The sequence below is a fragment of the Paenibacillus piscarius genome (assembly GCF_022234545.1).
Classification (GTDB): Bacteria; Bacillota; Bacilli; order Paenibacillales; family Paenibacillaceae; genus Paenibacillus_AQ; species Paenibacillus_AQ piscarius.
Window position 1 is genome coordinate 387,522 of sequence record NZ_JAIEUI010000001.1, and the last position, 26,846, is coordinate 414,367.

The window sequence follows — 26,846 nt, forward strand, 5'->3', positions numbered from 1 at the left end:
GGATGGTCTGGTCTTTTTGCGATAAATCTATATGTTTTGGGGTCCCCGCAAAGTATCTGATTCATCACCTACGCTAAAGCTTCACTTTGTGGGGTTATTTTGCGCGAACAGGAAAGGTGTGATGGAGAGTTTGAATTCACATGATAGATTGGCTATGATTAATGATAGATAGCAGATGGCAGAAGGAGAAATGCAGATGAATACCGATAACCAGCTGGAGAAATTGAAGCAGATCAAGCACGAGCTTACCCGCTTCATGATGATTTACAAGTTCGCCCTTGCGGAGATGGAGACCAAGATTGATATCCTCAAAGAGGAATTCCAGCTCCTGCATGATTATAGCCCGATAGAGCACACCAAATCCCGCCTCAAGTCCCCCGAGAGTATTATGAATAAAATGCTGCGCAAAAACAGCGAGCTCTCCCTCCCGCAGATCCGCTCCAGTATTAAGGACATTGCCGGGCTTCGTATTACTTGCTCGTTTATTTCCGATATCTATCAAGTTAGTGCCATGCTCCAAAAGCAGGATGATCTCAAGGTGCTGGCCATTAAGGATTATATCAAGAACCCGAAGCCGAACGGCTACCAGAGCCTGCATCTGCTGGTCGAGGTTCCCGTCTTCATGTCAGACTGCCAGGAGCATGTCTGTGTTGAGGTGCAGATCCGTACTATTGCTATGGATTTCTGGGCGAGTCTGGAGCATAAAATTTTCTATAAATACAGCCAGGCGGTGCCCGAGCATCTGACCCGTGAACTGAAGAACGCAGCGGACAAGGCGTATGAGCTTGATCTGCAGATGGAGCGGCTGCACCGTGAGATTCAGGAGATCAAGGACTCGCAGGAGGAAGAGGACACACTTTCGGGTCTGCGGCAGATTATTCTGAATAACCAGCAGATCAGCCTGCCGGCTAATTTTGTGAAGCTGTTGACGGAATAACAGCGGCAGAGGCGGCGAATAGGAGAAGGGGATAGGGCTATGCAGTCATTCAAAATCATTAGTCTGGACATGTTCCAGACTCTGGTGAATATTCAGGGCAGACGGGCTGAAGTCTGGAAGCCGCTGCTGAAGCAGGAGTTCAGTGAAGCACGGTCGCTGGAGCTGGGCAGCCAATTGCTGAAGGGCTACTATACGGCAGCATCGGCTGCCCGGGAGGCCGGTACTTTTATCAGCAGCCGGGAGATTTATTACATAGGATTTCAGAGCATATTACAAAAATATGGCCTGGATTATGATAGCACGCAGGCGGTGGAGAATCTGTTCGCCCAGCACCGGCTGTCTGAGATGTATGCAGATACATTAGCCTTCTTGGAGAGGATATGCGAGGAATATCAGGTCTGCATTGTCAGTGATACAGATGAGCTGATGCTTCCTGACTTCTACAAGAATTACCCGATCACTCTGTTCACCTCTGAGGCCTATCAGTCCTACAAGAATGACAGCCGGAACCGGATGTTCACTGAGGTGATTGCCCATTACGGGGTGGAGCCGGGACAGATTCTCCATATCGGAGATTCGGCTGCGGATGTGCTGGGTGCGGCCAGGGCAGGCATCCGGTCCTGTTGGCTTAACAGGGAAGGACATCATTGGGACCATGAGATTAAGCCGGATTACACAGCGGAGACGCTGGATGAAGTCTATGAATTGTTGTCAGCCGCCAGCAGTCCGGGATTCATCAATCAATCATAAAGGAGACGTGAGCAAAGATGAGTGAAGTGAACCACAATTCCGAAGAGCAGGAGCTGGAGCTGCTGAAATACCCGGTCGGCAGATTTCAGGCCAGTGGTGTGAAGCCGACGTCCGAGGAGCGGGAAGAATCGATAGCGGTCATCGAGCAGCTGGCGGCCCAGTTAAGGGCAGCGGTAGAGCCGCTGACGGCGGAGCAACTGGAGACACCTTACCGTCCGGGCGGCTGGACCGTGAAGCAGGTGGTGCACCATCTCGCCGATACCGGCATGTATGGCTACCTGCGCTTCAAGCGGGGGCTGACCGAGGATGCGCCGCAGGTACCAAGCTACAGGCAGGACCTCTGGGCGGAGCAGAGCGATTATGCAGAAGAGCCGGCGGCCACCTCGCTTGAAATGGTGGAGCTGCTGAACCGGCGGTTCGCACGTCTGCTGCACTCCCTGACACCTGTGGATTATGACCGTACCTTTGTTAGCGGAGGACTGGGGGCAATGACGCTGGATACCGCCGTGGAGCGGTACATTTGGCACAGCCGCCATCATATCGCGCAGATTACAGCCTTGATCCGGCGCAGCGGCTGGTAATTCATAGCTTCATGGTGAACAGACGGACGGGGAATGCCCGCCGTCTTTTTTTGCGGCTTTTGAACTCAACCGAGTGATAAGGCGGAATGTAATCGAAAAACCGATTACATTTGGCGTGGTGGAGGCGTGCAGGGCGGAATGTGGCGCGAAAGTACCTGGGTTTTAATATATGGCATCGGCGCTGCATTTCATCGTCACCTGGGCATGAGCGGATACATATCTTAACCCAGAAGGATAAAATACGGCCTCTCACGGAAAGGAAGGATTAGCGTGACCTCTTATATGGACTATACGTCGCCCGATACACAGTTTACGTTTGACCTGAACTGCAATACGTTATTCAAGAAGGATGAGTGCAATTACATCAACCTGCTCGGCGTCAAAAATCTGAACACCCTGGAGAATATCTCGCTGCTTGATATTTTTCTCAGCAAATCCAATGTGGTAGAGCCGCACTACCATCAGAATGCTGCTGAGCTGGTCTATTGTATCTCCGGTGAAGCTGTGGTGTCGCTGATCAACCCGTTCACGAATGAGCTGCTGCATTTCCCGATCACCCCGGGACAGGTTGCCAATGTGCCGCAGGGCTGGTGGCATTATGAGATTGCGACGGTGGACTGTACCCATCTGCTGGCCATCTTCGATGCGCCTACGCCTGAAGTAATTCTCGGCTCGGACATTCTGAGCTTGACACCGGCTAATGTGCTTGCCCATACGTATTGTCTGAATGAAGCACTGGTCAAGGAGGCGCTGGCTCCGGTGAAGCCGAAGACCTTCATTGGCCCGCCTGCAGACTGCTGTCATTCCATGCCGAACACTGCCGGGACAATGGTTAATGCCCAGATGGCTCCTGTCACCATGCCTCCAATGATGCCAAATGCCAATATGGCCCCCATGATGACTAATGCCAACATGCCGCCTTACATGTATTCTCAGCCGTCCCCGCAGTCCTTCGGATACCAACCGATGCCTGTACACGGTTATTACGCGCAGCCTTATGCCCAACCCTACCGCCAGCCCGTTCCCCTGCGTATTCCCATGCCGTCAATGAGGCTGGAACAGAATAACTGTATCCGGGCGACAGAACAAGGACAGCGGCGTATGCTGTGAAGGCATGAATAGCGCGCCGCTGCCCTTTTTATAAACGTTAGGAATTAGTTATCTGTACCCTTGCTGCCACTAGCCCGGAAGGATTTCAGGTAGTTCTGAATCTCATCCTGAGGCGTCAGCAGCAGACCGGCCAGCATATCCTGAATCGAACGCAGGGCGGTAATCTTCTCATCGATTTCAGCGATTTTGCCGCGGACAAGCTCCTTCAGATGCTCCTCATCCATCTTGGAGCCGAGCAGCGCGAGTGCCGCCTGGATCTCCTTGAGCGAATATCCCAGAGATTTGGCGTCCTTGATGAACTTCAGCTTCACCAGATCGTCGGCGGAGTAGAGCCGGTAGCCGCTCGCACTCCGCTCCGGGACAGGCAGGATGCCGCTGTCCTCGTAATAGCGTATCGCCGCCGGGCTGAGTCCTGCCTGCCGGGCCAGCTCGCCGCGTGTCATTCCCTCCATCTGGCTTCTCCCCTTTGCTCGTGGTCTAAGACTATTGTCTCTTGTGCGTATAGGCCGGGTCAAATTTCACTTCTGGGAATTCCGCCGCCGGGCCTGTCAGCAGCGCTTGCGGCTCATCCTTCAGATACTGGTCGAAGAAGGCCCGTACATACGATCTGCTGATATCGACAGCGTGCACCGGATCAAGCCCGCCTGCGAACAGGGACGGCGACAGCAGGGCGATGTCCGTGAAGCTCTGATGAATATAGCGATCGACCGTCAGAAAGTAGGTGTCTGCGGTGCTGCGCGCCATAACAGACTTCAGGTCCGGTATGAATTCTTCGAAGATCAGCGGGTCCGTCTGCGGGCCGGTCTGGGCCAGCTTCTGTACGATATCGCCGGACATGATATACATGAACGGCTGCGTTAGCCCGGTCTTGGCTACCTTACCCCAGAATGCGCCCTCCAGACTGACGCCTGCCTTGAACCTCGGGTCTTGGGCCAGGGCTTCAGCGGTGGTGGCTCCGCCATAGGAATGGCCGAAGATCCCTGCCCGGCTGAGGTCCAGTCTGCCCTGAAGCAGACCGCCGGGGTCCTTGACATTCCAGCCCTCCAGCGTATCCATCACGAAGCTGGCATCTGCTGCACGGATAGCGATTCCGTTCACGTTATGGTTGTACAGTTCAGCGGACGTATCGAACTTAGGGTCCGGCACATAATAGGCCGAATTCCCGTCTGAGTAGGTGACCTTGGCTGAAGTATAGGGATGATCAATCCCCACCACAATATAGCCGTGGCTGACTAACTCTTCAATGACAGTCATACTCTGAAAACGGGTGGAGCGGATACCCGGCGAGAACAGCAGCACCGGATAACTTGTCTCTTCAGCAGATAGCTGCACATCAGCAGTGACATGGGTAGGGATGCCGGTGACATGGCTGAACAGCTGCTTGGGCAATCCGAACACCAGGCTGACCGCTTCTCCCAGAGCGGAGGGATAATGCTCTTTGGGCTTACCCGCTGTCTGAGCAGGATCGGCCGGATACCAGACATTGATCATCAGCTTCCGTTTGGCACCCGGATTCTTGGTTTCGTCACGGCTCTCATCGGTAAGCTCCCGGACAACTGTTCCAATGGCATAGTGCCCGGTTGGCTCTGGTAAACTGAACATGGGCAGCAGCCTGCATGCGTATACAGATATGCCTGACAGTAGAAGTACTGCGATTAATAGCAGGCTCTTCCATAGCAGCTTGGGCTTCCTCGAACGGCTCCGCCGGTCCGGCTTCAGGAGTCTGAAGCCCAGCAGCATCAGCAGCCCCAGTGCAGCGGCATAAGCCGGAGCCATCTGGATGCGGAAGTGCTCTATTCCTCCATGCAATGCTACAGCTGCCAGCAGAACAGCCAGCATAACCGTATTCAGCCGCCGTGTCTGTTTCATCCATAGTATTCCCGCTGTCACAGCCAGAATCACAATAATAACCGCTATCTCGAAAGTTCTCATAGGTTAACCTCCACTTTATTCATCTGGAATAAAGCCAGTATAAAGGTTGAACTATACTTCAGGGTCAAGCCTTAATGATCTGTAGACCAGCTCAAAAAAACGGCAGGCCGTTCTGAAATCCAGAACAAGCTGCCGTCAACAGTACAAAATAAGTCTAGGACAGGCGGACCAGCACGCGGCCCCGGGTATTCGAGCGGAGAATATCTTCCAGTGCGGCAGGCAGCGCATCCAGCATAATCTCCCGGTCCACCAGCAGATCAAGCGCCGCAGGCTTCATATCGCCTGCCATCCGCTGCCAGAGCGGTGCCCGCTTGTCCATCGGACATGAGACGGAATCAATGCCAAGCAAGCTGACTCCGCGCAGAATAAAAGGCAGTACAGTCGTTGGTACGGCAGTGCCTGCGGTTAAGCCGCTTGCTGCAACCGCACCGCCGTAGGTAATCCGGCTCAGCACAGCGGCCAGCGGAGCGCCGCCGACGGAATCAACCGCCGCTTGCCAGAGCTGCTTATCCAGCGGCTTGCCGTTGCTGCCGCCTGCCTCCTCACGGGAGATCACCTCAGATGCGCCGAGCGCCTGCAGATAACCGGCTTCCTCTGTTCTGCCGGTGCTGGCAGTGACCGTATAGCTCAGCTTCGAGAGGATAGCGGTTGCCGCGCCGCCTACACCGCCGGTGGCTCCGGTGACAAGCACTTTGCCTTTATCCGGAGCCATGCCCTGCGCTTCCAGCACCTGCACAGACAGGGCAGCGGTGAAACCCGCTGTACCGTAGATCATCGCTTCCCGCAGAGTCAGGCCTTCCGGCAGAGGAACGATCCAGTCCGCAGGAATGCGGGCATATTCGCTGAAGCCGCCGAAGTGCGAGACGCCGATGCCGTAGCTGGTGGCTATAACAGGTTGTCCTTCCTTGAAACGGCTGTCGGCAGAGGACACTACCGTTCCTGACAGGTCAATGCCCGGGATGAACGGATAGGTTCGCACAATATTACCATTCGGAATACTTGCCAATCCGTCTTTATAGTTTACACTGGAATAAGCTACCTTGATTAAAACCTCGCCGGCCGGCAATTCCTCGAGGGACAGCGGTTTGATCTCTACGGAGAACGGTTCGGTGTTGTTCACTACCAGAGCTTGGAACGAATTAGTCATGTGTTGTCTCCTTATCCATACTTAATGAAGTACATTCAATTACTCGGTTATATCGTATTTATTCTGACGGGTCAACTTCAGAACGGCAATGATATCCTACACAGTTCATAGATCGTTGAAGGGAGAAGTGAACGCAATATGGCAAGTAAATGGCGTAAAATCATACTGTCAACCGGCATCTGTCTGCTTCTGGGAGGCGGAGTGTTATATGGAAATATGGGGTCAAAGGCTGAGCCTGCGGAGCAGCGGCTGCAGGTAAGCGAGGGAGAACCTGCGCGCTATCTGCAGGGACCGGATGCAGTGACTGTAGATCAGCTGGAGCTGACCCTTGGGGAACAACGCCTCCCGGATGAGCATATCAGCATCCCTAACCACTCGGAGGTATTGTGGAGGAAGCCGGTGCAGACTCTGGCCGGGGAAGGCGAGCTGATTAAGTTCGTGCAGGAGGGAAGTGCTGCTCTTCCTGCCCCTGAGGTGACTTACTACTGGTTGTGCTTACAACGTCCTGACAAGCATGAGAAGGATCTCACAGTAACCTATTACATTGAGGCTAAGGTGCTCGGCGAAGATGAAGAGGCTGCTGAAGTGGAGCTGCTGAAGCTGGCAGAGCGCTGGGAGATCCCCGGTTAGAAAACAGATAATTATGTACATCGTGTGAACTGTAGTATAGTGATAGAGAAAGATCCGTCACTCGAAGGAGGTACATGCTATGTCCATTGCAACAACGATGATTATCCGGCTCGAAATCCGTAAGTCCGAGGCTTCTTTTGGAGATGTGGCGTCCAGGCTGGCCGCTGCCGGCGGTGATATTGTCGCGATCGACGTTATACGCGGAGGCCAGGATGTGACCACCCGTGACCTGACAGTGAATGTGCAGGATGCGGCGAATGAAGAGATCATTAACGTACTCAGGAATATGCCGGGGATCAAGGTCATTAACGTCTCTGACCGCACCTTCCTGGCCCATCTCGGCGGCAAAATCGAGGTCACCCCAAAGATGCCGATCAAGAACCGCGAGGACCTGTCCCGGGTCTATACTCCTGGTGTGGCGCGTGTCTGTACAGCGATTGCTGAAGATCCGGGCAAGGCTTACTCCCTGACAATGAAAAGAAATACCGTAGCCGTGGTCTCTGACGGCACTGCCGTGCTTGGACTGGGCGATATCGGGCCGGAGGCGGCGATGCCGGTCATGGAGGGTAAGGCGATGCTGTTCAAGCAGCTTGCGGGCATCGATGCTTTTCCGCTATGTCTGGACACCAAGGACCCGGATGAAATTATCCGGATTGTGAAAGCGGTTGCGCCCGGCTTCGGCGGGATCAATCTGGAGGATATCAGCTCCCCGCGCTGCTTCGAGATCGAGCGGCGGCTGGAGGAGGAGCTGGATATTCCGGTCTTCCACGATGACCAGCATGGAACCTCAGTCGTTGCGCTGGCTGGCTTGCTCAATGCACTTCAGGTGGTGGGCAAGAAGCTGGAGGATTCCAGAATCGTTGTTGTCGGCATCGGGGCGGCTGGCGTATCGGTCTGCCGTCTGCTGCTGGCGGCGGGCGCGAAGCAGCTCTATGCGGTGGACCGCGAAGGAATCCTGAACCGGAACGAGAGCTACGACAATGCTGAATGGAGCTGGCTGGCCGAGGCCACGAATCCCGAGAATCTGAGCGGCGGGCTGGATGAGGCGGTGCGCGGAGCAGATGTATTCATAGGAGTGTCCAGAGGCGGGATTCTGCAGGTGAGCCACCTGGAGAGTATGGCCCCGGACCGCATTGTTTTTGCCATGGCGAATCCTACCCCTGAGATCGAGCCGGAGCTGGCCGAGCCTTATGTACGGGTGCTGGCTACCGGAAGAAGCGATTACCCGAACCAGATTAATAATGTGCTGTGCTTCCCCGGGATCTTCCGCGGCGCGCTGGACTGCCGGGCGAGGACGGTCAACGAGGAGATGAAGCTGGCAGCGGCGCAGGCTATTGCGTCCGTGGTTCACCCGGATGAGCGGAACGAACAATATATTATTCCGAGTATTTTCAATGAGAAGGTTGTCGAGCAAGTCCGTCTTGCCGTAATTCAGGCCGCGATCGCCACAGGCATTGCCCGGCGCATTCCACCGGATGTAGGCTGAGGTGACAGGCGAATATCTGTAACGTGAACAAGCTGCGGCCCGGGGGCTGCGGCTTGCTTTGCTTGGGAGAAGACCCGGCAGTTTGGTTCACAAGCCAAGATTAACATGGTAAAATATACAAACGAAACCAAAGATGTAACAACACAGGAGGAGCTATGTACCGCAGAATTCATATTATGGGAGCATCCGGGGCGGGGACGACGACCCTGGGGAAGGCGCTGGCCGCGAGGCTTCCGCATGTTCAATTGGATAGTGACGACTACTATTGGGAGCAGAAATACAGCATCAAGAGCGATGTGGCCGCACGTCTAAGCAGACTGCAGGCGGATTTGAAGCGGAATGAGCCGTGGATTCTGTCCGGTGCGCTCTGCGGCTGGGGCGATCCGCTGCGGGATACGTTTGACCTGGTGGTTTTCCTCTGGATTCCGGAGGGGATTCGCCTGGAACGGCTGCGGGCGCGGGAGTATGAACGATACGGAGATGCGGGTCTGCCGGGCGGCGATAAGTATGAGGATGTTGAGAGCTTCATTGACTGGGCAGCGCAGTACGATACAGGCGGACTGGAGGTCCGCAGCCGGATGCTGCATGAGGAGTGGATGGCTGGACTTAGCGGTGATCTGCTGCGGCTGGAGGGAGACCTTACAGTGGAGGAACGGGTGGAGGCCGTAATGCAATACATGTCCCGTGAACGCTAATTCCATCGATGGGAAAAGGGGGCTGACCATGAGGAAGATGCTGCGTGTGCTGCTGCTTCCCGGTGTCTTGCTTTTGCTGCTGCTTACAGCCTGTAACACGGAAACCACCTATTTCAATTATACCTTCAAGGGTGAGGGGGAGACCTGGTCGGGGTTGTACAAGCAGGAGGCCAGCCAGAAGCTAGTAAACATAGGGAACAAAGTCAGCAGTGAGAACCACAAGCGGTATAACTTCGCATTGCGCTATAATGGTGACCAATCGGATCTCGGAACGATTAAAGAGATGAAATATACATTTAAAGCTAAGCATAGCGGCGGCAGCCAGACTATTGAGGGCCCTGTTGAAGTGGCCATGCTGAAAATGAGCGCTGGTGGAAGCGGCTCTGTAGAGAAAGAGGATTCCGTCATTAAAGTCACTGTCGAATGGGACGGGCAGACTGAGGAGTTTGAACTCAAGAATGAGAAATAGGAGGCTATCCGGCCATGGTAATCATAGAAGAAATCGAAATCACATCACTGGAAGCATTGAACACACTCTACCATGAATTAATAGGCACGCCGACCGACCCGGTGAAGCTGGAAACTGCTTTTCAGAAGATCCGGGAGGATGAGCGGGTTGTGCTACTGGGTGCTTTTGTAGACGGGGAACTGCTGGGCTCCCTGATGGGGATCGTCTGCCAGGACCTGGTGGGCGATTGCCGCCCGTTCATGGTCATTGAGAATGTGGTCGTGTCTTCGCGCGCACGGCGGCAGGGGCTCGGCAAGAAACTGATGACTGCGATCGAAGCGGTTGCGCATGAGCGGGACTGCTACTATATTATATTCGTGTCCGGGGAGAAGCGGAAGGAAGCGCATGTTTTCTATGAGGCGATGGGGTACAGGGAAGAGAAGGTTGAGGGGTACCGTAAGCATCTTAGCTCGCATTAAGGGATGGATGTTACCTTTCTTGGGTACCCTCCTATTGTATTCTGTACAACCAAAAGCCGGAAAACCAAAGGTTTTTCACCTTCTGTTGTAGTTCATACATTAGAATGTTGGAATTCGGCCTGAAATGAGCATGTTCGCGAAAATCTGTTGCAGCAAATACAGTAGAATGTGTTCTGGGCGGCGTTTGCGCCTATTCTGTTGTACAAAATGGAGCGACCGAGCCTAGGTTGAGTAACTTAGCAGGTGGAACCCCTGCTTGGAAAGGCGAAAGCCACGCCACCAATAGCGAGTCTTGGAGCGGCAAGGGTAACCCTGCCGTTTAAGCGTAGACAGTTAGGATGCAGGCCTGAAAGTGATGGAGCCTCGAAATGCAATAAACGGGAAGGTCGACGGGCTCATTTTCCCGGAAGACAACATGACTCCAGCCGAAAGAAAAAAAAGGCGAGGATGGAGGAGCTTCCCCGGGGTCGAAGAGCCAGGCATGTATACCCATGGTTACTCAGCAACTCGGGAGACCCTGGCGCTCTTCTGCGAGAGAAGTACTCTTTAGGAACCTTTGCAGGAGTATGGCAAACAAGCCGTAACACGTAAGAATGCCAAATGGCGTCCAGGGAGTCGGATTGCCGCATAAGACCTGTGAAACCCCTGTAATGGGGGCGGAGGAAAGGCAGGCGACACCTTAATCAATCTTGGTAAGGACACATTGGCCACACACAGAGGTGGGGAAAAAATGGAAACGAAATTAGCAAGAATAGCAGAAATGGCCAAAGCAGATCCGAAGTTACGGTTCACCTCCATCGGACATCTCATTAACGCAGAAGCAGTAAAGAAAAGTCACCAAGAGATGAAACCAGGAAAAGCAACCGGAGTCGATGGATCGACCAAAGAGACGTACGAAGTAAACGTGGAAGCGAATGTAGCACACCTGGTGGACCGGTTAAAGCGAAAAAGCTACAGACCTCAGCCCGCAAGAAGAGTCTACATCCCGAAGGATGAGAAAAGCATGCGGCCCCTAGGAATTCCTGCATATGAAGACAAACTGGTGCAGCATGCGTTGAAAAGAGTACTCGAAGCCATTTATGAACAAGACTTCATGGACTTCTCGTATGGATTTCGCCCGAACCGAAGCATGCACAGTGCGCTGAAACATCTAAACCGGGTTATTGAACATGGCAAAACCAGCTATGTCGTCGATGCGGACATCTCCGGTTTCTTCAACCACGTGGATCACGAATGGCTAATGAAGTTCCTTGAACTGCGAATCGGAGATCCAAACATCCACCGGTTGGTGAGACGGATGCTGAAAGCAGGTATTCAGGAGGAGGGGCACGTTGAACCGACGGAGGAAGGAACTCCCCAAGGTTCGGTGGTGTCGCCCCTGCTAGCCAACGTCTACCTGCACTATGTCCTGGACCTATGGTTCACGGTGACGGTGAAGAAGCAGTGCGCGGGGCAAGCCGAAATGGTGCGTTTCGCGGATGATTTTGTGTGCTGCTTCCAGTACAAAGAAGATGCAGAACGCTTCTATACCGCGCTGGTGCTCCGGCTGGAGAAATTCGGGTTAAGCATCGCGGAAGAAAAGACGAAAATCATCGCGTTCGGTCGTTTTGCGGAAGCAGAGTCACGAAGGAAGGGCGAAGGGAAACCGAAAACATTCGATTTTCTAGGCTTCACGCACTACTGCGCCAAAAGCCGAAAAGGAACCTTCCGGGTGAAGCGCAAAACGAGTGGGAAGAAATTCAGACAGAAGGTCAAAGCGATGAAGAGCTGGGTCAGGTGGAATCGCCACCTGAAGCAGGAGGAGTTTCTAGGCGTCATCCGGTCCAAACTGTCGGGTCATTACCGATACTATGGAATCACGGATAACTCACAGAAAATAAAGTCCTACTACATGCAAACCCTGGAGCTGATCTATAAATGGCTAAACCGCAGAAGTCAACACAGGAGTTTCACCCGGGAGAGATTCTACGAAGTGCTTAAAGAACTCAAGCTACCTAAGCCGCGGATCTACGTCAATATCTACGACGAAGGCCAACTGTGAACGATGGGGTGAAGAGCCGTATGCGTGAATTGCGCACGTACGGATCTGTGAGGGGTAGGGGCACAATCCACGATGGAGAGGCCCCGCCTACTCGACCAATCAGCCAAGAGAGCCGGGAAAGCTTCCCGCTCTTTTTTAGAATGATATATGGTCTGGAGTCCCCACCAAGCACCTGAGTCATCATATAAGCTAAAGCCCCACTAAGTGGGGTTATTTTGTTTGACCATCCGTATGAGAGCGCTTTATAATCCGTTCATGTGCGGAGCGGTCAGAGGTCACAATTATTACGGGAGGACAAAGAAGAATGATGAAACCCATATGCAAGGTGCTGATTGTGGACGATGAAATTCTGGTGCGGCAAGGGATTAAATATGTGCTGGACTGGGAGCAGGAGGGATTTCAGATTGTGGGGGAAGCAGCCAACGGGCGGGAAGCGCTGAATTCGCTGCCGGCTCTGCAGCCGCATATCATCCTTACGGATATTGTTATGCCGGTGATGGATGGCGAGGAGTTCACCCGGCTGGTGAAGCGCGATTATCCGGCGATTGAGGTGATTGTGCTAAGCAGCTTCAGCGAGTTCCATTATGTGCGCTCAACATTCCAGCATGGGGTGGCGGACTATATTCTGAAGCCGAAGCTGGAAGCCGGAGCCTTATTGCAGGTGTTAAAAAAGACCCGGGAGCGCATCCCTGAGCTGTGTGCAGCCGGAGAACAAACGGAGGCAGAAGCGACGCCGCTGGATACCCTGCTCGGCCGGATGCTGTCCGGTTACCGGCTGCCGCTGGAGAGCGAAGCCGAGGTGAAGCGGCAGCTTCCGCATGAATGCTTGGCGCTGCTGGGCTGGGAGCCGGTGCAGCCAGCTACCGTCATCACCATTATCACCACCGAACTAAACCAGCGTGTTCCGGGACTGGTACAGTGCGTCATTCCAGGCACAGAGCGGCCGGGGACTACGATCATGCTAATGAATCTCCAGGAAGCCCATTGGCCGCAGCTGCTAGAGGCTGTATACCACTTGGCTGATATGCTGGCCGGGCAAGAACCGGACGTGCGTCTGATACTCAGCAGAAGATTCCGCTCGCTAAGCGAGCTTGCGTCCGTCCGGCAGGAGAGCGATGCGAGACTACAGCAGTGCCGGTTTTTCCAGCCGGAGCAGACCCTGCTAATTCAGCCGGAATGCCCAGAGCAGGAGACTCAACCACCCAAGTTCAATCTGGCGCTCTTCACCGAGCAGGTGAAGCGGCAGCAGCTTACGGAAGCGTTCGGAGACCTGCATCAGCATGTGGATGCGCTCAGCCGCCAGGATGACGGGGATGTGTATGAGTTCAAGTCCTTCCTGGGCAATATCATCTTCAATATTACGAATCTGTTCAGTCATATACGGGAGCTGGACGAGGGCAAATACGGCCTGTTCCGGGCCATCGATGAAGCAGGCACGGCGGAGCAGGCCATGCAGATTCTGGAGGATTACCTGAACCGGATCATGGAGCTGACTACATCGGCAGCGTCCACACAGGGAGGCAATGCCAAAATGATGAAGCTGCTTCAGTACATAGAAGAGCATTATGCCGAGCCGCTGTCCCTTACGGAGCTGGCCCGTCATTTTCACTTCAACCCATCCTATCTGTCGAGCCTGTTCACGACCCATAATCACGAAGGCTTCAAGGAGCATCTGAATACGGTCCGCACGGATAAGGCAGCAGAGCTGTTGCGGGCAGGAGAGGCGCCTATTGCGGAGGTCAGCAGTATGGTCGGGTACGGGGACCACAGTTATTTTTGCAAAGTGTTCAAGAAGTATTACGGCCTGTCCCCCAGCGGCTACCGGCGTCAGCATTACGGGCAGGAGTAGAGCGTATGCGCAGATACTGGGAGCGGTTCAAATTCCACAGCCTGTTCATCAAAATCTTCCTCGTCATGCTGATCAGCATCATCGCCGTGGCCATAGCCTCCTCCTGGACGACCGTCCGCATGTCGGAGAGGCTGTTCATGAATACTTTCAGCATTACAAATTCCAAGGTGATCAGCCAGATTAAGGCGAGCTTTGAAGCGTTTCATTACTCGGTCGTAACGGCCACCAACAATACCCAGCTAAGCGGCACCATCCGCTCCTTCCTGTCTGAGGAGGACTCGGACTCCCTGCGGATGCTGCGGACCTATTACAATATGACCACGCAGATGAAGAAAATTCAGTCCACGCTCGATGCCTACCAGGTCGGGATCAAAATCATGGGCAAAAACGGCCGCAGCTACTCCACCAATACGAACAATCTGCTAATGAGTGACCGGGAGCTGCAGCAGCATGAGCTGACCCGCAATACACTGGCCGAGCCGAAACGGCTGATGTACCAGTTCTATGAGGAGACGCTGCAGGATTCGCCGCAGAAGGAAGCGATGATCGTAGGCAGCAAAGCGCTGATGGACCGGACGACTGGCGATATTTACGGGACGTTGTATTTTACCATTCATGAACAGGATTTCCGCTCCTTCTACGGGAGCTTTGTCAGTAACGGGAACGATGTGGTGATTCTCAATAAGCAGGGTACCATTGTGTCCAGCAACCGCAGTGAGCTGATGGGCCAGCAGGCGGGGGAGCTATTACAGGCGGCAGGGGAGATTGAGGAGCAGCAGATTGCTTACCAGAACATTGATTTCCAGGGAAATGATTCGATTCTGATTGCGGATTACCTGCCGTCGTATGATTTCTATATTGTGAACCTGATCGATAAGCAAACGGCCCTAGGGCAGATGGTCAACGGTAAAATGGTGGTGCTGTTCTGTTCAGTCATCGTGGCCGTGGCTCTGATTGTCGTGTTCCTGATCTTCAGAAGACTGACCCGCTCGCTCACCCTGCTTACCCGGCAGATGTCCAAAATTACCGAGCGTAACTTCCACAATTACATTACGGTTACGGGCAGCTTTGAAATTCAGGAGCTGGGTCATGCCTATAATTATATGCTGGACGAGCTGAATGACTATGTCGAGAAGCTGGTGGAGACGCAGAAGGAGCAGCGGAATGCGGAGCTGGCGGCCTTGCAGCATCAGATTAATCCGCATTTTCTGTACAATACGCTGGCCTCGGTGAAATTCCTGGTGCAGCAGGGCAGTCAGGAGAAGGCGGTGCAGACGATTCATGCCCTGATCTCGATGCTGCAGAATGCGCTGAGTAATGTCAGTGAGAGCATAACGGTGGCGCAGGAGCTGGAGAATCTGAAGTCCTATGTGTTCATCAACCATGTGCGGCACGGCGAACGGATCAGGGTGAATTTCTTCATCTCCCCGGATTGCATGGAGTATAATCTGCCGAAGCTGATCATTCAGCCGTTTATTGAAAATGCCTTTTTCCATGCGTTTACGCAGCAAAGCGGCGGCTATATCCATATCCTCATCTCCCGGGATGCCGGATCTCTGCTCTGCGAGGTGGTGGACAACGGGGACGGAATGGACACTGGAGCGGCTGATCTGCCCATGTCCGGCCTAGCAGGGAAGCGTCAGCTATTTACCGGAATCGGTATCCGCAATGTGCATGACCGGCTGGTGCTGATGTACGGCGAAGAGTATGGAGTCACCATTAAGAGTGCACCGGGCGAAGGGACCGCGGTCCGCATCCGCCTGCCGCTGATGAAGGAGTGAGATTATTACCATTTTCCAAAAAAAGAACAAACGGCAAGCAGTGTAGCGCTTACAATCAGGCGAAATAATGACCAATCCCCATAAAGTAAGTTCTAACGGATCCCTCAGGGCGGGTGATAAGATTACTTATGTGATCAATAAATAAGCGCTTACATTCAAGCGGAATACAGTAAAGCGCATCAAAGGGGAGGCTTACCAATGAAAAAAGGCTTTGCGTTCATCCTGATCTGTCTGCTGCTGCTTACGGCTTGCAGCTCGAACTCCGGCTCCAAGAATTCCGGCAATACTGCTTCGGACACGGGAAAAACAGAGAATACAGCAGCTACAGAGCCTGCACAGGCGAAGGAAATTACGATTTGGGCTTGGGATCCTGCTTTTAACATTGCTGCACTTGAAGTAGCCAAAGCCGAATATGCCAAGACGAACCCCGATGTGAAGGTTAACATTGTGGAATATGCACAAGCGGATATTATCCAGAAGCTGAACACGGGGCTGAATTCCGGGACCACCAAGGGCCTGCCGAACATCGTGCTGATTGAGGACTACCGTTCCCAGAGCTTCCTGCAATCGTACAAGGATTCCTTCTACGATCTGAGCAGCTCAATCAAGGGCTCTGACTTCGCAGATTACAAAAGCGGGCCAACCAGCCTGGACGGGAAGCAGTACGGGGTTCCTTTTGACTCCGGCGTTACCGGACTCTATGTCAGAACGGACTATCTGGAGCAGGCAGGCTATAAGCTGGCCGATCTGCAGGATATCGACTGGAAGCAATATATTGAAATCGGCAAAGCCGTGAAAGAGAAAACCGGCAAAGCGCTGATTACCCTGGACCCGAACGACCTCGGGCTGATCAGGGTGATGATCCAATCTGCTGGCGAGTGGTACCTGAAGGAAGACGGCAAGACGCCGAATCTGGCGGGGAATGCGCCGCTTAAGGAAGCTTTTGAAATCTATAAGGAGCTGACTGCCTCCAACGTGGCCAAGGTACATGCGGACTGGAGCCAGTTCGTGGCCGCCCTGAACAGCGGCGATGTAGCCTCCGTGCCGACAGGCAACTGGATCACCCCTTCGATTACAGCGGAAGCATCACAATCCGGCAAGTGGGGCATTGCACCGCTGCCGAAGCTGACTGCGAATGAATCTGTTCATGCGTCGAACCTGGGCGGAAGCTCCTGGTATGTCATGAATGTGGACGGCAAGGAGACGGCTGCGGATTTCATGGCGAAGACCTTCGGCTCGAATGTGGAAATGTACCAGAAGCTGCTCACGGACATCGGGGTCATTGGTACCTTCAAGGCAGCAGCGGGCGGAGAGGCTTACAGCCAGGCTAATGACTTCTTCGGCGGGCAAAAGGTTGTAGCGGATTTCGCCGCCTGGACGGAGCAGATCCCCAGCGTCAATTACGGAATCAACACCTACGCGATTGAAGACATCCTGATTGTAGAGATGCAGAATTATCTGAACGGCAAGGATATCGACAGCGTGCTGAGCGATGCCCAGGCCCAGGCCGAGTCACAGATTAAATAGTGTAGCTCTAGATTATCGGACCTTGGGCGTGTCCGGCAGCTTCCGGGAGTTCGGAGGCGGGCGCGTCCGGGGTTTATTTTATAATAATCAGGAAGGGACTGGGCGGCTGTGCAGCATACCAATTCTAAACTTAAGCTCCGTACCAAAAGCGTGTTGACCGGATGGTCCTTCGTCCTGCTTGCGGTCATTCTGATCTTCGTCTTCTATTTCTATCCGATGCTTCAGGCACTTATTCTGTCGTTCCAGACCGGCACGGGCGGCAATCTCACGTTCACCGGCTTCGATAACTATACACGGCTTCTCTCTGACAAGACATTTATTGTATCGGTTAAAAACACCTTCATCTACCTGCTCGTTCAAGTGCCGCTGATGATCATTCTTGCGCTGTTTATCTCGGTGCTGCTGAATGACAGTAAGCTGAGATTCAAGGGTTTTTTCCGGACGGCGATCTTCCTGCCTTGTGTCACTTCGCTGGTTGCGTATTCGGTGGTCTTCAAGTATTTGTTCTCCGGCAATGGCCTGGTGAATACGATGCTGCTGAAGCTCCATCTGGTCAGTGCCCCGATAGAATGGATCACCGATCCGTTCTGGGCCAAAATCACCATTATCATAGCGATCACCTGGCGCTGGACGGGGTACAATATGATTTTTTACCTGTCGGCCCTGCAAAATATCGATCACTCCATCTACGAGGCCGCCAAAATTGACGGAGCATCGGCATCCCGCCAGTTCTTCGGAATTACGGTCCCGCTGCTGAAGCCGATCATTCTGTTCACCTCGATTACCTCAACCATCGGAACGCTGCAATTGTTCGACGAGGTCATGAATATTACAAAGGGCGGCCCGGGCAACGCGACCCAGACGATCTCCCAGTACATCTACAATTTGTCGTTCAAGTATGCAGCAGACTTCGGCTATGCAGCCACCGTATCGTATTCGATCGTAATTATGATTGCGCTGCTGTCGGTCATCCAGTTCAAAGTGGCAGGTGATAAGAATGGCTAAAAGTAAACGTTTCTTCATGTATTTGTTCCTGAGCATCGCGGCCATTGTCTCCATCTTTCCGTTCCTGTGGATGGTCGTCAGCTCGACGAACCAGTCGGTGGATGTCACCCGCGGGCGGCTGCTCCCGGGCACCCATCTGCTGGAGAATCTGCGCAAGCTGCTGGATACCACGGACCTGCAATTATCTCTGATGAATTCAGCAAAAATCTCGGTAACGACCACGCTGCTGGCGCTGCTGATTGCCTCGCTGGCCGGCTACGGCTTCGAGGTGTTCCGCAGCCGCTCGAAGGATATCGTATTCAACATTCTGCTGCTGTCGATGATGATTCCGTTCGCGGCGCTAATGATCCCGCTCTACCGGATGTTCGGCCAGATCTCGAATGTCTTCCCGTGGATGGGTATCGATACGATGACCTCGGTCATTCTGCCTACGGTGACTACGGCGTTCCTGATTTTCTTTTTCCGCCAGAGTACGAAGATGTTCCCGAAGGAGCTGCTGGAGGCCGGGCGGATGGATGGACTGAGCGAGCTTGGCATCTTCTTGCGTATCTACCTGCCGACGATGAAGACCACTTACGCCGCCGGAGCGATCATCACGTTCATGTCGAGCTGGAACAACTATCTCTGGCCGCTGATCGTCCTGCAGACCCCGCAGACCAAGACGATGCCGCTGCTCATCTCCACCCTCGGCTCGGGCTACGCCCCGGATTACGGGATGATTATGATCGCGATTGTAATCGGCACGATCCCGACGGCGCTGGTGTTTTTTGTGATGCAGAAGCAGTTTGTGGCTGGGATGGTTGGGTCGGTGAAGTGAACTGAAGTTACCTCTATATATTGGGAATAGTCGTGGCTCCAGGGATTGTTTGGACTTTCGGCCGCTGTTAGATTTGGATTTCCAGATTTAAACCGCAGTCTGCGGTCGAAATCCAAATCTAAAGGCGGACGCTGCCGCTCCTACAGTTCCAAACATCCCCTCCGCCACTCCTCCCAAATGGGGGGGAGAACCAAGTTCACTTGCTGTGGGGGTAGGGCAGGGGGCAAGGCAAGAGCTTTGATTGAGGAAGAAAAGGCATGCTTAAAATAAATAGAGGAAAACCAATACGTCTTCCGTATTGACATATCGCAAATCATCGATATAATAAAACTTATGAATCCAATAGAGGTATTTAAGGCTTTGTCGAATGAATCCAGGTTACAGATCTTGCAATGGCTCAAAGAGCCATACGCTCATTTTAAACCCCACGAAGGAGTGGATATGGAAGAGATCGGGGTTTGTGTAAGTCAAATAACCGACAAGCTGAACATGACTCAGTCCACGGCCTCGCAATATCTTGCGATGTTGCAGCGGGCAGGGCTGATCACCACCAAGCGGATAGGCAAATTTACGTATTATCAGAGAGACGAGGAAGCTATACGTCAGTTAGCCCAGTATACGATGAGTGAGATGTAAGAGAGATAAAACTGAGTTCTTTATTCAGAATTCGGCTTTATCTTGGTGTTACGAATCGACAATTCGCGATATTTCATTTGATTCATCATATCGACAATTCGTGAATTGTTTATTCAATAAATAATCAAAGGAGTGGTATTGTTTTATGTCGGTAAGCTGGAAGGTGTATCTTTTAGCGATTGTTAGTTTTTTGGTAGGGACGTCTGAGTATATTCTGTCTGGTATTTTAGATAAGGTATCCCTATCTTTAGGTGTATCAATTACTGCAGCAGGGCAATTAATTACGATTTTTTCGCTGATCTACGCTATTTTCACTCCTATTCTTATGGCTCTAACGGCAAGCATGGACAGACGGAAATTAATCATGACGGGTCTTGGTTTGTTCGTAGTATCTAATATTCTCGCTGTTCTTCTGCCGGGATATGGATTGTTTGTGGTTGCCCGCATCATTATGGCCTTGGGCGCAGGTGTAGTGGTGGTTACCGCCTTAAACATCGCAGCAAAAATTGCCCCTGAGGGTAAACAGGCAAGTGCTATCGCAACAGTCGTAATGGGCTTCACAGCATCATTGATCATTGGCGTCCCTCTTGGGCGCATCGTATCGGATACACTGGGCTGGAAATCTGTGTTTGGGGGAATTGCCCTTCTAGGGATTATCGCGATGTTCATACTTTCTGCCGCCATCCCGCGTGTGAAGGGAGATGAACCTATTCCGTTACGGCAACAATTAAGTTTGCTGAAAAAGCCTAAGGTAGCATTGGGGCTCTCGATCACCTTCTTTTGGCTGGGCGGATATTCGGTTACCTATACGTATCTTTCACCGTATCTGCTTGAAGTATCGGGCATAAGTGATAAGTATCTCAGCATTGCTCTGCTTATATTCGGAATAGCCAGTATGATCGGCTCCAAAATAGGCGGCCTCAGCACAGACCGGTGGGGGGTTAACCGAACATTGTCCAGCGGATTGATACTCCATATAGTAATGCTGATCCTATTGTCTATGGTGACGAATACATTCATTGGTGTAATGGCGGTGCTGTTGTTGTGGTCGTTCTCTGCATGGTCTTCTGGTCCAACGCAGCAATATCATTTAACGACCATTGAACCCGAAGCCTCAGGTGTGATGCTTGGTCTTAATCAGTCGATGATGCAGCTGTCTATGGCGGCGGGTGCTGGTATAGGCGGGGTGGCAATTCAAAAAGTCTCGCTCGCATCGATCACCTGGATTGGTGCTGCCGGGGTTGCGATTGCTATAATCGCAATGTTCCTCTTATATAGAATGAATTCCAGAACAGAGATGAATATTCAACATAAGTTCGAGACAAGCCAATGACGCTGCCTGAGATGCTCCGAAGCCGCTCAAGGATGGCTGGCAAAAAACACGGTGACCGGAATGTCCGTTCACCGTGTTTTTCATAACTATTCCCCGACTCTATACCAGAGCTCACAATATTCATAGCCATCAGCGCTTGTACCATACATCTCGAAATTACCGCCATCCAGAATCGTATAAGTTGAGGTTGGCAGCCATTCCGAGAAGATCCGGTTCTTCAAAGACTGCAGATTATAATTGCCGCTGCCGTTCCCGTCATGGAGTGTTGAGAACACGGCCCACGTAGACGCGGGAACATCTAGAACAGTGTATCCATCCACTTGGCTGCCCTGCGCTCTGTAGCACCCGATTAGATAAGGGAAGGTCGAGTTGCTGGTGAAGGTGTAGGCATCGAAGGCAAAGACTGCTCCAAGCTCCTTACTGAAATTTCCTTCGTCTCTCCAAGTGCTGCTCACTGACTGGGATAAACGTTCGAACTCTCCATTCTTGCAGATATTTTGCCAAACCTCCGGGATTGTTACGCCCGCCTCATTCGCAATAGTGTCGTAGTGGTATACATCCTCCTGACCATACACCTGAAAAGCATTTCGTTGCTCCATCCGGTAATTCATTCCGGTCACTCCCTTTAAGATGATTTGAAAGGAGATGCGGGGATAGGCTCTTAACTCACTTCCGGCATTACGCGCCAATGTAGGCGTCATTCCATGCAGATTATGAAATGCCCGGGAGAAGGCTTCCGGTGATTCATACCTGTATTTCAAGGCTATGTCCATCACAGTGTTCTTTCTGTCCTTTAGGTCAAATGCTGCCAGCGTCAGCCTTCTGCGCCTGATATATTCGGACAAAGGGACATTAAGGACAAAAGAGAACATGCGTTGAAACTGGTAAACTGAACATAAGGCGATTTTAGCGATTTGATCATAGTCAATATCATGTTCCAGGTTATCTTCAATATAGCTGATCGCCCGGTTCATCCGCTCCAGCCACTCCACGGCAATCCCTCCTTTCGTAAGAAGCATATCATCCGGTGGTTGTCGCAGCCTGATTATCGGTGCAGTATAATGTCAGATGGACTTATCCGCTGGTGTTCCTTGATGGAACACCATTTGCCATTTCGAATGTTCATATTTCCATATGGAACTACGCAGGGAATGCTGCTGTTTGTCTTCATTGAATATTTTATATGTAGTCAAAACAATATTTTCAGATAATGGATGAATCTCAAAATCACTGAGCTGCATTCTGACAACACCTATGCCATTCACGTCCAGCCCATCTTTTAAGCGCCAAACCTGCCCCGAGCTCCCAATTTCGAAAAAATCCTCTGCCAGCAAGTTTGAGAGTTCCTTAACTGATGTTCTGACCTCTGGTGTAAGTAACTTTTCTTCAAGTCTTAAAAGTTCCTGAGGGATTAAATCCATCTGTTTTGGTTCCATCCTATAATTCGCCCCTCGTTACTAAGTGTTTACACCTTTTCATGTATGCAAATCCCAAAAACGCATTAGCCCGAACAGCAGCAGATTCATGATTAGCGAGCCTGTCCCAAATATCTTGGGCGAACTTCCAGTTCGAATGATATTCACCGAAAGAAAGAGGGAGCGTCAGAAGATCAGCGACGTCATTTCAGTTTAGACGGTCTTTTATCTCCTCGCTGGAGAGATCATTGAGAGGTGTATAAATTCTGGACGACTTTAGTATAATTCCCCTTCATCCCCTTGTACTTTGGCATTAAGCTCAGCAGCAATCTCCTTCATCTTATCAATCACATTGCCTTCACCAGCTTCGGAAACTGTAAGTCTACCATTGGAATAGCGAAAAGGAACCATTACATTATCAACCTTGCATATAAAAAAATCACCATTTATCGACATTTGAAATGGACCAGGTATTGCGAATGTATTCGAATATTCAAAATCATTTTTAGCCGAAAATATTGCCTTTAGCTCGTCAAGTGAAATAGGAATTTCTGTACTCTCTGTCCAATGATCTGCTCTTGTGATATGTATATCATAGCTCATAATAATAATCTCCTTTGCATTAACTTCACTGTAATTATAATTATATCAAGTAAGTATTCAAATCGCTTCTACTTGTTCAAGCTGGGAACGGGCATTTCATGAAAATGAGGCTGCTTATCTTTATAGCTTGTTAAATTTTAGTAGAGAGGCGCACAACTGATAAAGAGATAGGGAGTAATAAGAAAGACTGTGAAAATATGAAATAGAAGAAAAGAGCGAATGTTTGGAATGAAGTCAGATAAAAAAGTGTGGATAGCCTTATTGGCTGCAAATTGGGAGGTGAATCCGTTTGAAGGACATGCTGGCTATCAAAAAAGCTGTAAGTACACTCAGGGATGAGGAAGTAAAGCCATATTTAACGCAGATTCTGGCAGGGATCGGTGAGTTGAAGGAGCAGTACGGGCAGTTGGATCAGCCGCTGGAGGATCATATGGCGGAGCCGGTTGCCGGATTGATTGAACAGTACTCCTCGCTGATGAGTCTTCCGGAGCAGCGGGCGTTCTGGGACCCGGCGCCGGACAGCAACCATATCCATATCCTCAGCGGCGACTCCTTCGGGGGCAGTATGATACATGCGCTGAAAGGACTTGGCTGGACGGATACCCATAAGCTGATTATCCTGCGGGAGAATTATGCGATAGGTCCGCTGGGCCAGCTGGATACTCCAGAGGGGAGGAAACTCCGCAACGACTGGTTCCGCCGGCATATCCATGAATACTTTACGGTCTCGGATGAATGTGAGAGGGAGTACCGGGAGCTGCTGGATAACCTGGAGCAGATTCCCGAACAGGCTAAGATTGTGATCTGGACCAGCGGCAATGCTTGCGAGCAGACCGGGCTGCGGCATATCGCTCACTTGCTGGAGAATAGACCGAACGAGATCATCGTGTGTGATGCCTGCACAATCTGTGAGGAGCTGTTCAACCGGCCGGATGTGTTCATTAACTATTATCATTCCGGCGAGATTCCGGCTGACAAGCTCCGGGAAGCGCTTCTGCGGATGGATGAAGGCAGCAGGCTGGATGCTGCGGAAATCGCGCGGCTGAGCCGGGAATGGCAGCAGATTGCAGAGCACTCCGGGGCTCTGCGAATCTGGCAGGATGATGCAGTGCTTGAGGTGCCGGCCGATTATTATGACGGCTATCTGCTGGAGAAGCTGGACTCGCTTCAGCCTCCGCCAGGGGATGACGGATTTCTGAAATCAGCCCGGCTGGTCGGTGAGGCGCTTGGATACTGTGAGCAGTATGTTGGTGATGCTTATTTCGAGCACAGAGTGAGAGAACTGGTCTACAGCGGGGTGCTGGAGATCAAGGGCGTTCCTGCAGCGATGAGATTCTATAGTATCCGGCGCAAGCAAGGGTAATAGTAAAGAAACAAGGAGGCCAAGCATGCAAACATTATTCCGTTATAACTGGCAGGTACGCGAGGAATGGTACAGATGGTGTGAGGAGCTGCCGGAGGAGGAACTGGTCAAGCCGCGTACCGGCGGCATGGGCGGAATTCTGCAGACACTCGTACATATTGTGGATGTGGAAGTAAGCTGGGTCCGGAGCATGGAAGGCAAGCCGGATATCCCGGCAGACTTCTCGGAGTATAAAACGCTGCCAAAGATCCGGGAGTTCGATGCACGCTTCCGGCCGGAGGTGGAGTCCTTCGTTATGGCCTGGCATGAAGGGCTGGAGCAGAGGATACTTAGAGAAGAACGGCCGGATGGCCGGGTGACAGAAGATGCCTGGGGTGAGATTATGCGCCATATTATCGCGCATGAGATTCATCACTGCGGCCAGCTCTCTGTCTGGTCCAGAGAGCTGGGCCGGAAGCCGGTATCCGCTAATCTGATCGGCCGGGGGCTGGCCGAGTACTTGCCCGGCAGAGCGTAGAGTTTGCCCTTCTGTATGTGCTGCTGGATGTAACCTCCGTCCAGACCACGCTACACCTCCGGCGGAAACCAGAGGCGGCGCAGATCGACCCAGCCCTGGCTGTTGAAGGTCACCCCGCGCACGGAGGGCAGGTAAGCAGTCTCAACCGGTCGCTCATACAGAATGTGAAGCTGATGATTCCGGGTCAGGATGTCCTCAATGTCCCGGAAGCCTTCAGCCCGCAACGCCGGGTCTGACTCGCGGGCAATGCTCTGCAGCCTGCCCTCGACGCTTGCGCGGATGCCGGGTTCAATGTGCTGGGCAAGCGTCAGATACAGGTCGTACAGCCGGAGCTGCTCGTCCTGGTCGCGGAGCAGCGAGAAGACAATCAGGTCGGATTCCAGGCGGACCGGACCTTTGAATTCCTCGGGCGATACAGATAATACTTTGCAGGAATAGCCGTGCTGGGTCAGCCTGGCGGCAATGAATTCAGCATCCCCGGTATACTGTGGGATCGTGGCAATCTGCAGCGTATCTGTAGGAGGCTCTGCGGTATGCCGGACAGTCTCCCGCGGCCCCTCGTCCTGCAGACAAGATAATAGTGCGGCACGCAGAAGGGGATCGCTCAGCATTCCCTTCTTCTTGGTGTTGCAGGTGACAAATTTGCAGACCGAGGAGGCGGAATGAATCCGGCTTAAGGAGCCGGCACCGGCAACGGACGGATTCGGGATGACATGAAAGGCCGAGACGGTCTCCGTCTCGGGAGGAGCCGGGTTAAGACTCCAAGGCACATAGATAATCTCCACCCGGTCCAGATGGGCCCGCCCCTGAAAATAATAAGGGAATACCTCCAGCACACAGCTATCCTCGTGCATCTCCACGATCTTGAACGGCCCGGTACCTACAGGTCTGCGCCCGAAGTTAGGCTCACCGATCGACGGCAGGTCTCTGGGCACCACCGCCGCCCGGCTGGTGCTGAGGAACGGAAGGAACAGCTCGTTCGGCTTCTTCAGCAGAATACGAACCGTCGTAGCATTCAGCGCCTTAATCTCACGGATTTCCTTGAAAATATAGTTATAAAGCGTCCGTTGCGAGGTAGCCATCATCCGCTCAAATGAGTAGACTACATCCTCAGCGGCCAGTACTTTGCCGTGATGAAACAGTACCTCCTTGCGCAGATGGAAGGTCCAGGTTGTGCGGTCCGCGTCCGTCTCCCAGGCATGGGCCAGGGCGGGAACGATCTGGCCGTCTTCGCCGCTGCGGCCGATTAGGCCGTCGAAGACATGGCTGGAGACAAAGGACTCCGCCAGCAGATTCATATACAGCGGATCAAAGGTGTGGAGCTGCTGGGTGACCGGCAGCCGCAGCGTATCAATCCGCTTATCGCTGTGCATCTCGGCATGATGCCCGAAGTAGGTTAGCAGCCAGCCCTGCAGCGTATCCTGCAGCGCCGAAGTGCGGGCATGTCCGCGGATGCCTTCCAGTGTGCTGCGGATATCTTTGCTGCTGATCGCCTGCTTCATCGATTCGAGGGCAATCTCCTCAGCGTCGGCGAGGAATACCAGGCTGGAACGCCGCCCCCGTCCCCGGCTGGGAGTCCAGGCGACCCAGTTCAGATCAACCATTTTGCGGATCACATGCAGGGCATTACGGTGAGTGCAGCCGAGTGTCAGAGCCAGCTCATCCAGGGTTACCCGGACTTCATCCGGCCCTCCATGCTGCGAATGCAGCTTGAGGAATTGGCTGTGCAGCTTCATGAATAAGGATCTCCTCTCCCAAAATAGG

25 protein-coding genes and 1 pseudogene are annotated in these 26,846 nt (G+C 52.6%); 19 read left to right on the forward strand and 7 right to left on the reverse strand.

The window, feature by feature from the left end:
* The first annotated feature begins 196 nt into the window (after positions 1 to 196).
* From K1558_RS01615 to K1558_RS01630, 4 genes and pseudogenes are all read left to right on the forward strand, one after another.
* Positions 197 to 937, forward strand: a complete 741-nt coding sequence (locus K1558_RS01615) for a GTP pyrophosphokinase (protein ID WP_238649623.1) — start codon at positions 197 to 199, stop codon at positions 935 to 937.
* Positions 938 to 976: 39 nt separating this feature from the next.
* The gene (locus tag K1558_RS01620; RefSeq protein ID WP_238649624.1) at positions 977 to 1,687 is read left to right on the forward strand and encodes an HAD family hydrolase; all 711 of its coding nucleotides are present in this window, start codon (positions 977 to 979) and stop codon (positions 1,685 to 1,687) included.
* A gap of 17 nt (positions 1,688 to 1,704) precedes the next feature.
* Entirely contained in the window at positions 1,705 to 2,268 is a 564-nt protein-coding gene (locus K1558_RS01625) for a YfiT family bacillithiol transferase (RefSeq protein ID WP_238649625.1), read from the forward strand.
* A gap of 270 nt (positions 2,269 to 2,538) precedes the next feature.
* A pseudogene (locus K1558_RS01630) lies at positions 2,539 to 3,126 on the forward strand (cupin domain-containing protein); the annotation flags it as partial.
* Positions 3,127 to 3,422: 296 nt separating this feature from the next.
* Here K1558_RS01630 and K1558_RS01635 read toward each other — a convergent pair.
* From K1558_RS01635 to K1558_RS01645, 3 genes are all read right to left on the reverse strand, one after another.
* Entirely contained in the window at positions 3,423 to 3,830 is a 408-nt protein-coding gene (locus tag K1558_RS01635) for a MerR family transcriptional regulator (protein WP_238649626.1), read from the reverse strand.
* 31 nt (positions 3,831 to 3,861) lie between these two features.
* A complete protein-coding gene (locus tag K1558_RS01640; protein WP_238649627.1) occupies positions 3,862 to 5,310 on the reverse strand; it encodes an alpha/beta hydrolase family protein in 1,449 nt (482 codons plus the stop codon).
* Positions 5,311 to 5,464: 154 nt separating this feature from the next.
* Complete coding sequence (locus tag K1558_RS01645; RefSeq protein WP_238649628.1) at positions 5,465 to 6,457, reverse strand: acrylyl-CoA reductase family protein; 993 nt, start codon at positions 6,455 to 6,457, stop codon at positions 5,465 to 5,467.
* Between the two features lie 138 nt (positions 6,458 to 6,595).
* Here K1558_RS01645 and K1558_RS01650 point away from each other — a divergent pair, with 138 nt between their 5' ends.
* The 13 genes from K1558_RS01650 (at position 6,596) to K1558_RS01710 (ending at position 21,184) form a co-directional block, all read left to right on the forward strand.
* Positions 6,596 to 7,087, forward strand: a complete 492-nt coding sequence (locus K1558_RS01650) for a hypothetical protein (RefSeq protein ID WP_238649629.1) — start codon at positions 6,596 to 6,598, stop codon at positions 7,085 to 7,087.
* Positions 7,088 to 7,166: 79 nt separating this feature from the next.
* On the forward strand, positions 7,167 to 8,573 hold the full coding sequence (locus tag K1558_RS01655) for an NAD-dependent malic enzyme (protein ID WP_238649630.1): 1,407 nt from the start codon (positions 7,167 to 7,169) through the stop codon (positions 8,571 to 8,573).
* Positions 8,574 to 8,728: 155 nt separating this feature from the next.
* On the forward strand, positions 8,729 to 9,268 hold the full coding sequence (locus K1558_RS01660; protein WP_238649631.1) for an AAA family ATPase: 540 nt from the start codon (positions 8,729 to 8,731) through the stop codon (positions 9,266 to 9,268).
* A 28-nt stretch (positions 9,269 to 9,296) separates the two neighbouring features.
* Entirely contained in the window at positions 9,297 to 9,737 is a 441-nt protein-coding gene (locus K1558_RS01665; RefSeq protein ID WP_238649632.1) for a hypothetical protein, read from the forward strand.
* A gap of 14 nt (positions 9,738 to 9,751) precedes the next feature.
* A complete protein-coding gene (locus K1558_RS01670) occupies positions 9,752 to 10,195 on the forward strand; it encodes a GNAT family N-acetyltransferase (protein ID WP_238649633.1) in 444 nt (147 codons plus the stop codon).
* A 730-nt stretch (positions 10,196 to 10,925) separates the two neighbouring features.
* Positions 10,926 to 12,236: a group II intron reverse transcriptase/maturase gene (ltrA, locus tag K1558_RS01675; protein WP_238649634.1), complete on the forward strand. Its 1,311-nt coding sequence runs from the start codon at positions 10,926 to 10,928 to the stop codon at positions 12,234 to 12,236.
* 304 nt (positions 12,237 to 12,540) lie between these two features.
* A complete protein-coding gene (locus K1558_RS01680) occupies positions 12,541 to 14,085 on the forward strand; it encodes a response regulator transcription factor (protein WP_238649635.1) in 1,545 nt (514 codons plus the stop codon).
* A gap of 5 nt (positions 14,086 to 14,090) precedes the next feature.
* Complete coding sequence (locus tag K1558_RS01685) at positions 14,091 to 15,866, forward strand: sensor histidine kinase (RefSeq protein WP_238649636.1); 1,776 nt, start codon at positions 14,091 to 14,093, stop codon at positions 15,864 to 15,866.
* Between the two features lie 198 nt (positions 15,867 to 16,064).
* Positions 16,065 to 17,393, forward strand: coding sequence for an ABC transporter substrate-binding protein (locus tag K1558_RS01690; protein ID WP_238649637.1), 1,329 nt, complete (start codon positions 16,065 to 16,067; stop codon positions 17,391 to 17,393).
* 108 nt (positions 17,394 to 17,501) lie between these two features.
* The gene (locus K1558_RS01695) at positions 17,502 to 18,398 is read left to right on the forward strand and encodes a carbohydrate ABC transporter permease (protein ID WP_238649638.1); all 897 of its coding nucleotides are present in this window, start codon (positions 17,502 to 17,504) and stop codon (positions 18,396 to 18,398) included.
* The gene (locus K1558_RS01700) at positions 18,391 to 19,215 is read left to right on the forward strand and encodes a carbohydrate ABC transporter permease (RefSeq protein WP_238649639.1); all 825 of its coding nucleotides are present in this window, start codon (positions 18,391 to 18,393) and stop codon (positions 19,213 to 19,215) included. Before K1558_RS01695 ends, K1558_RS01700 begins: the two co-directional genes overlap by 8 nt.
* A gap of 333 nt (positions 19,216 to 19,548) precedes the next feature.
* Positions 19,549 to 19,851 (forward strand): ArsR/SmtB family transcription factor, encoded by a 303-nt coding sequence (locus K1558_RS01705; protein ID WP_238649640.1) that lies wholly within the window; start codon positions 19,549 to 19,551, stop codon positions 19,849 to 19,851.
* A 145-nt stretch (positions 19,852 to 19,996) separates the two neighbouring features.
* Positions 19,997 to 21,184: an MFS transporter gene (locus tag K1558_RS01710; RefSeq protein WP_238649641.1), complete on the forward strand. Its 1,188-nt coding sequence runs from the start codon at positions 19,997 to 19,999 to the stop codon at positions 21,182 to 21,184.
* A gap of 86 nt (positions 21,185 to 21,270) precedes the next feature.
* Here K1558_RS01710 and K1558_RS01715 read toward each other — a convergent pair whose 3' ends face one another.
* From K1558_RS01715 to K1558_RS01725, 3 genes are all read right to left on the reverse strand, one after another.
* On the reverse strand, positions 21,271 to 22,176 hold the full coding sequence (locus K1558_RS01715) for an AraC family transcriptional regulator (RefSeq protein WP_238649642.1): 906 nt from the start codon (positions 22,174 to 22,176) through the stop codon (positions 21,271 to 21,273).
* A 72-nt stretch (positions 22,177 to 22,248) separates the two neighbouring features.
* Positions 22,249 to 22,620, reverse strand: coding sequence for a nuclear transport factor 2 family protein (locus K1558_RS01720; protein ID WP_238649643.1), 372 nt, complete (start codon positions 22,618 to 22,620; stop codon positions 22,249 to 22,251).
* Positions 22,621 to 22,875: 255 nt separating this feature from the next.
* A complete protein-coding gene (locus K1558_RS01725) occupies positions 22,876 to 23,202 on the reverse strand; it encodes a hypothetical protein (RefSeq protein WP_238649644.1) in 327 nt (108 codons plus the stop codon).
* Positions 23,203 to 23,500: 298 nt separating this feature from the next.
* Between K1558_RS01725 and K1558_RS01730 the strand changes: the two genes are divergently transcribed.
* Positions 23,501 to 24,565 carry a DUF1835 domain-containing protein gene (locus K1558_RS01730; protein ID WP_238649998.1) on the forward strand — a complete coding sequence of 355 codons (1,065 nt, stop codon included), beginning with the start codon at positions 23,501 to 23,503 and terminating at the stop codon, positions 24,563 to 24,565.
* 25 nt (positions 24,566 to 24,590) lie between these two features.
* Positions 24,591 to 25,082: a DinB family protein gene (locus tag K1558_RS01735; RefSeq protein ID WP_238649645.1), complete on the forward strand. Its 492-nt coding sequence runs from the start codon at positions 24,591 to 24,593 to the stop codon at positions 25,080 to 25,082.
* A 50-nt stretch (positions 25,083 to 25,132) separates the two neighbouring features.
* On the opposite strand, the gene K1558_RS01740 is transcribed toward K1558_RS01735, so the two are convergent.
* Positions 25,133 to 26,818, reverse strand: coding sequence for an ABC transporter substrate-binding protein (locus K1558_RS01740; protein ID WP_238649646.1), 1,686 nt, complete (start codon positions 26,816 to 26,818; stop codon positions 25,133 to 25,135).
* Positions 26,819 to 26,846: the final 28 nt, after the last annotated feature.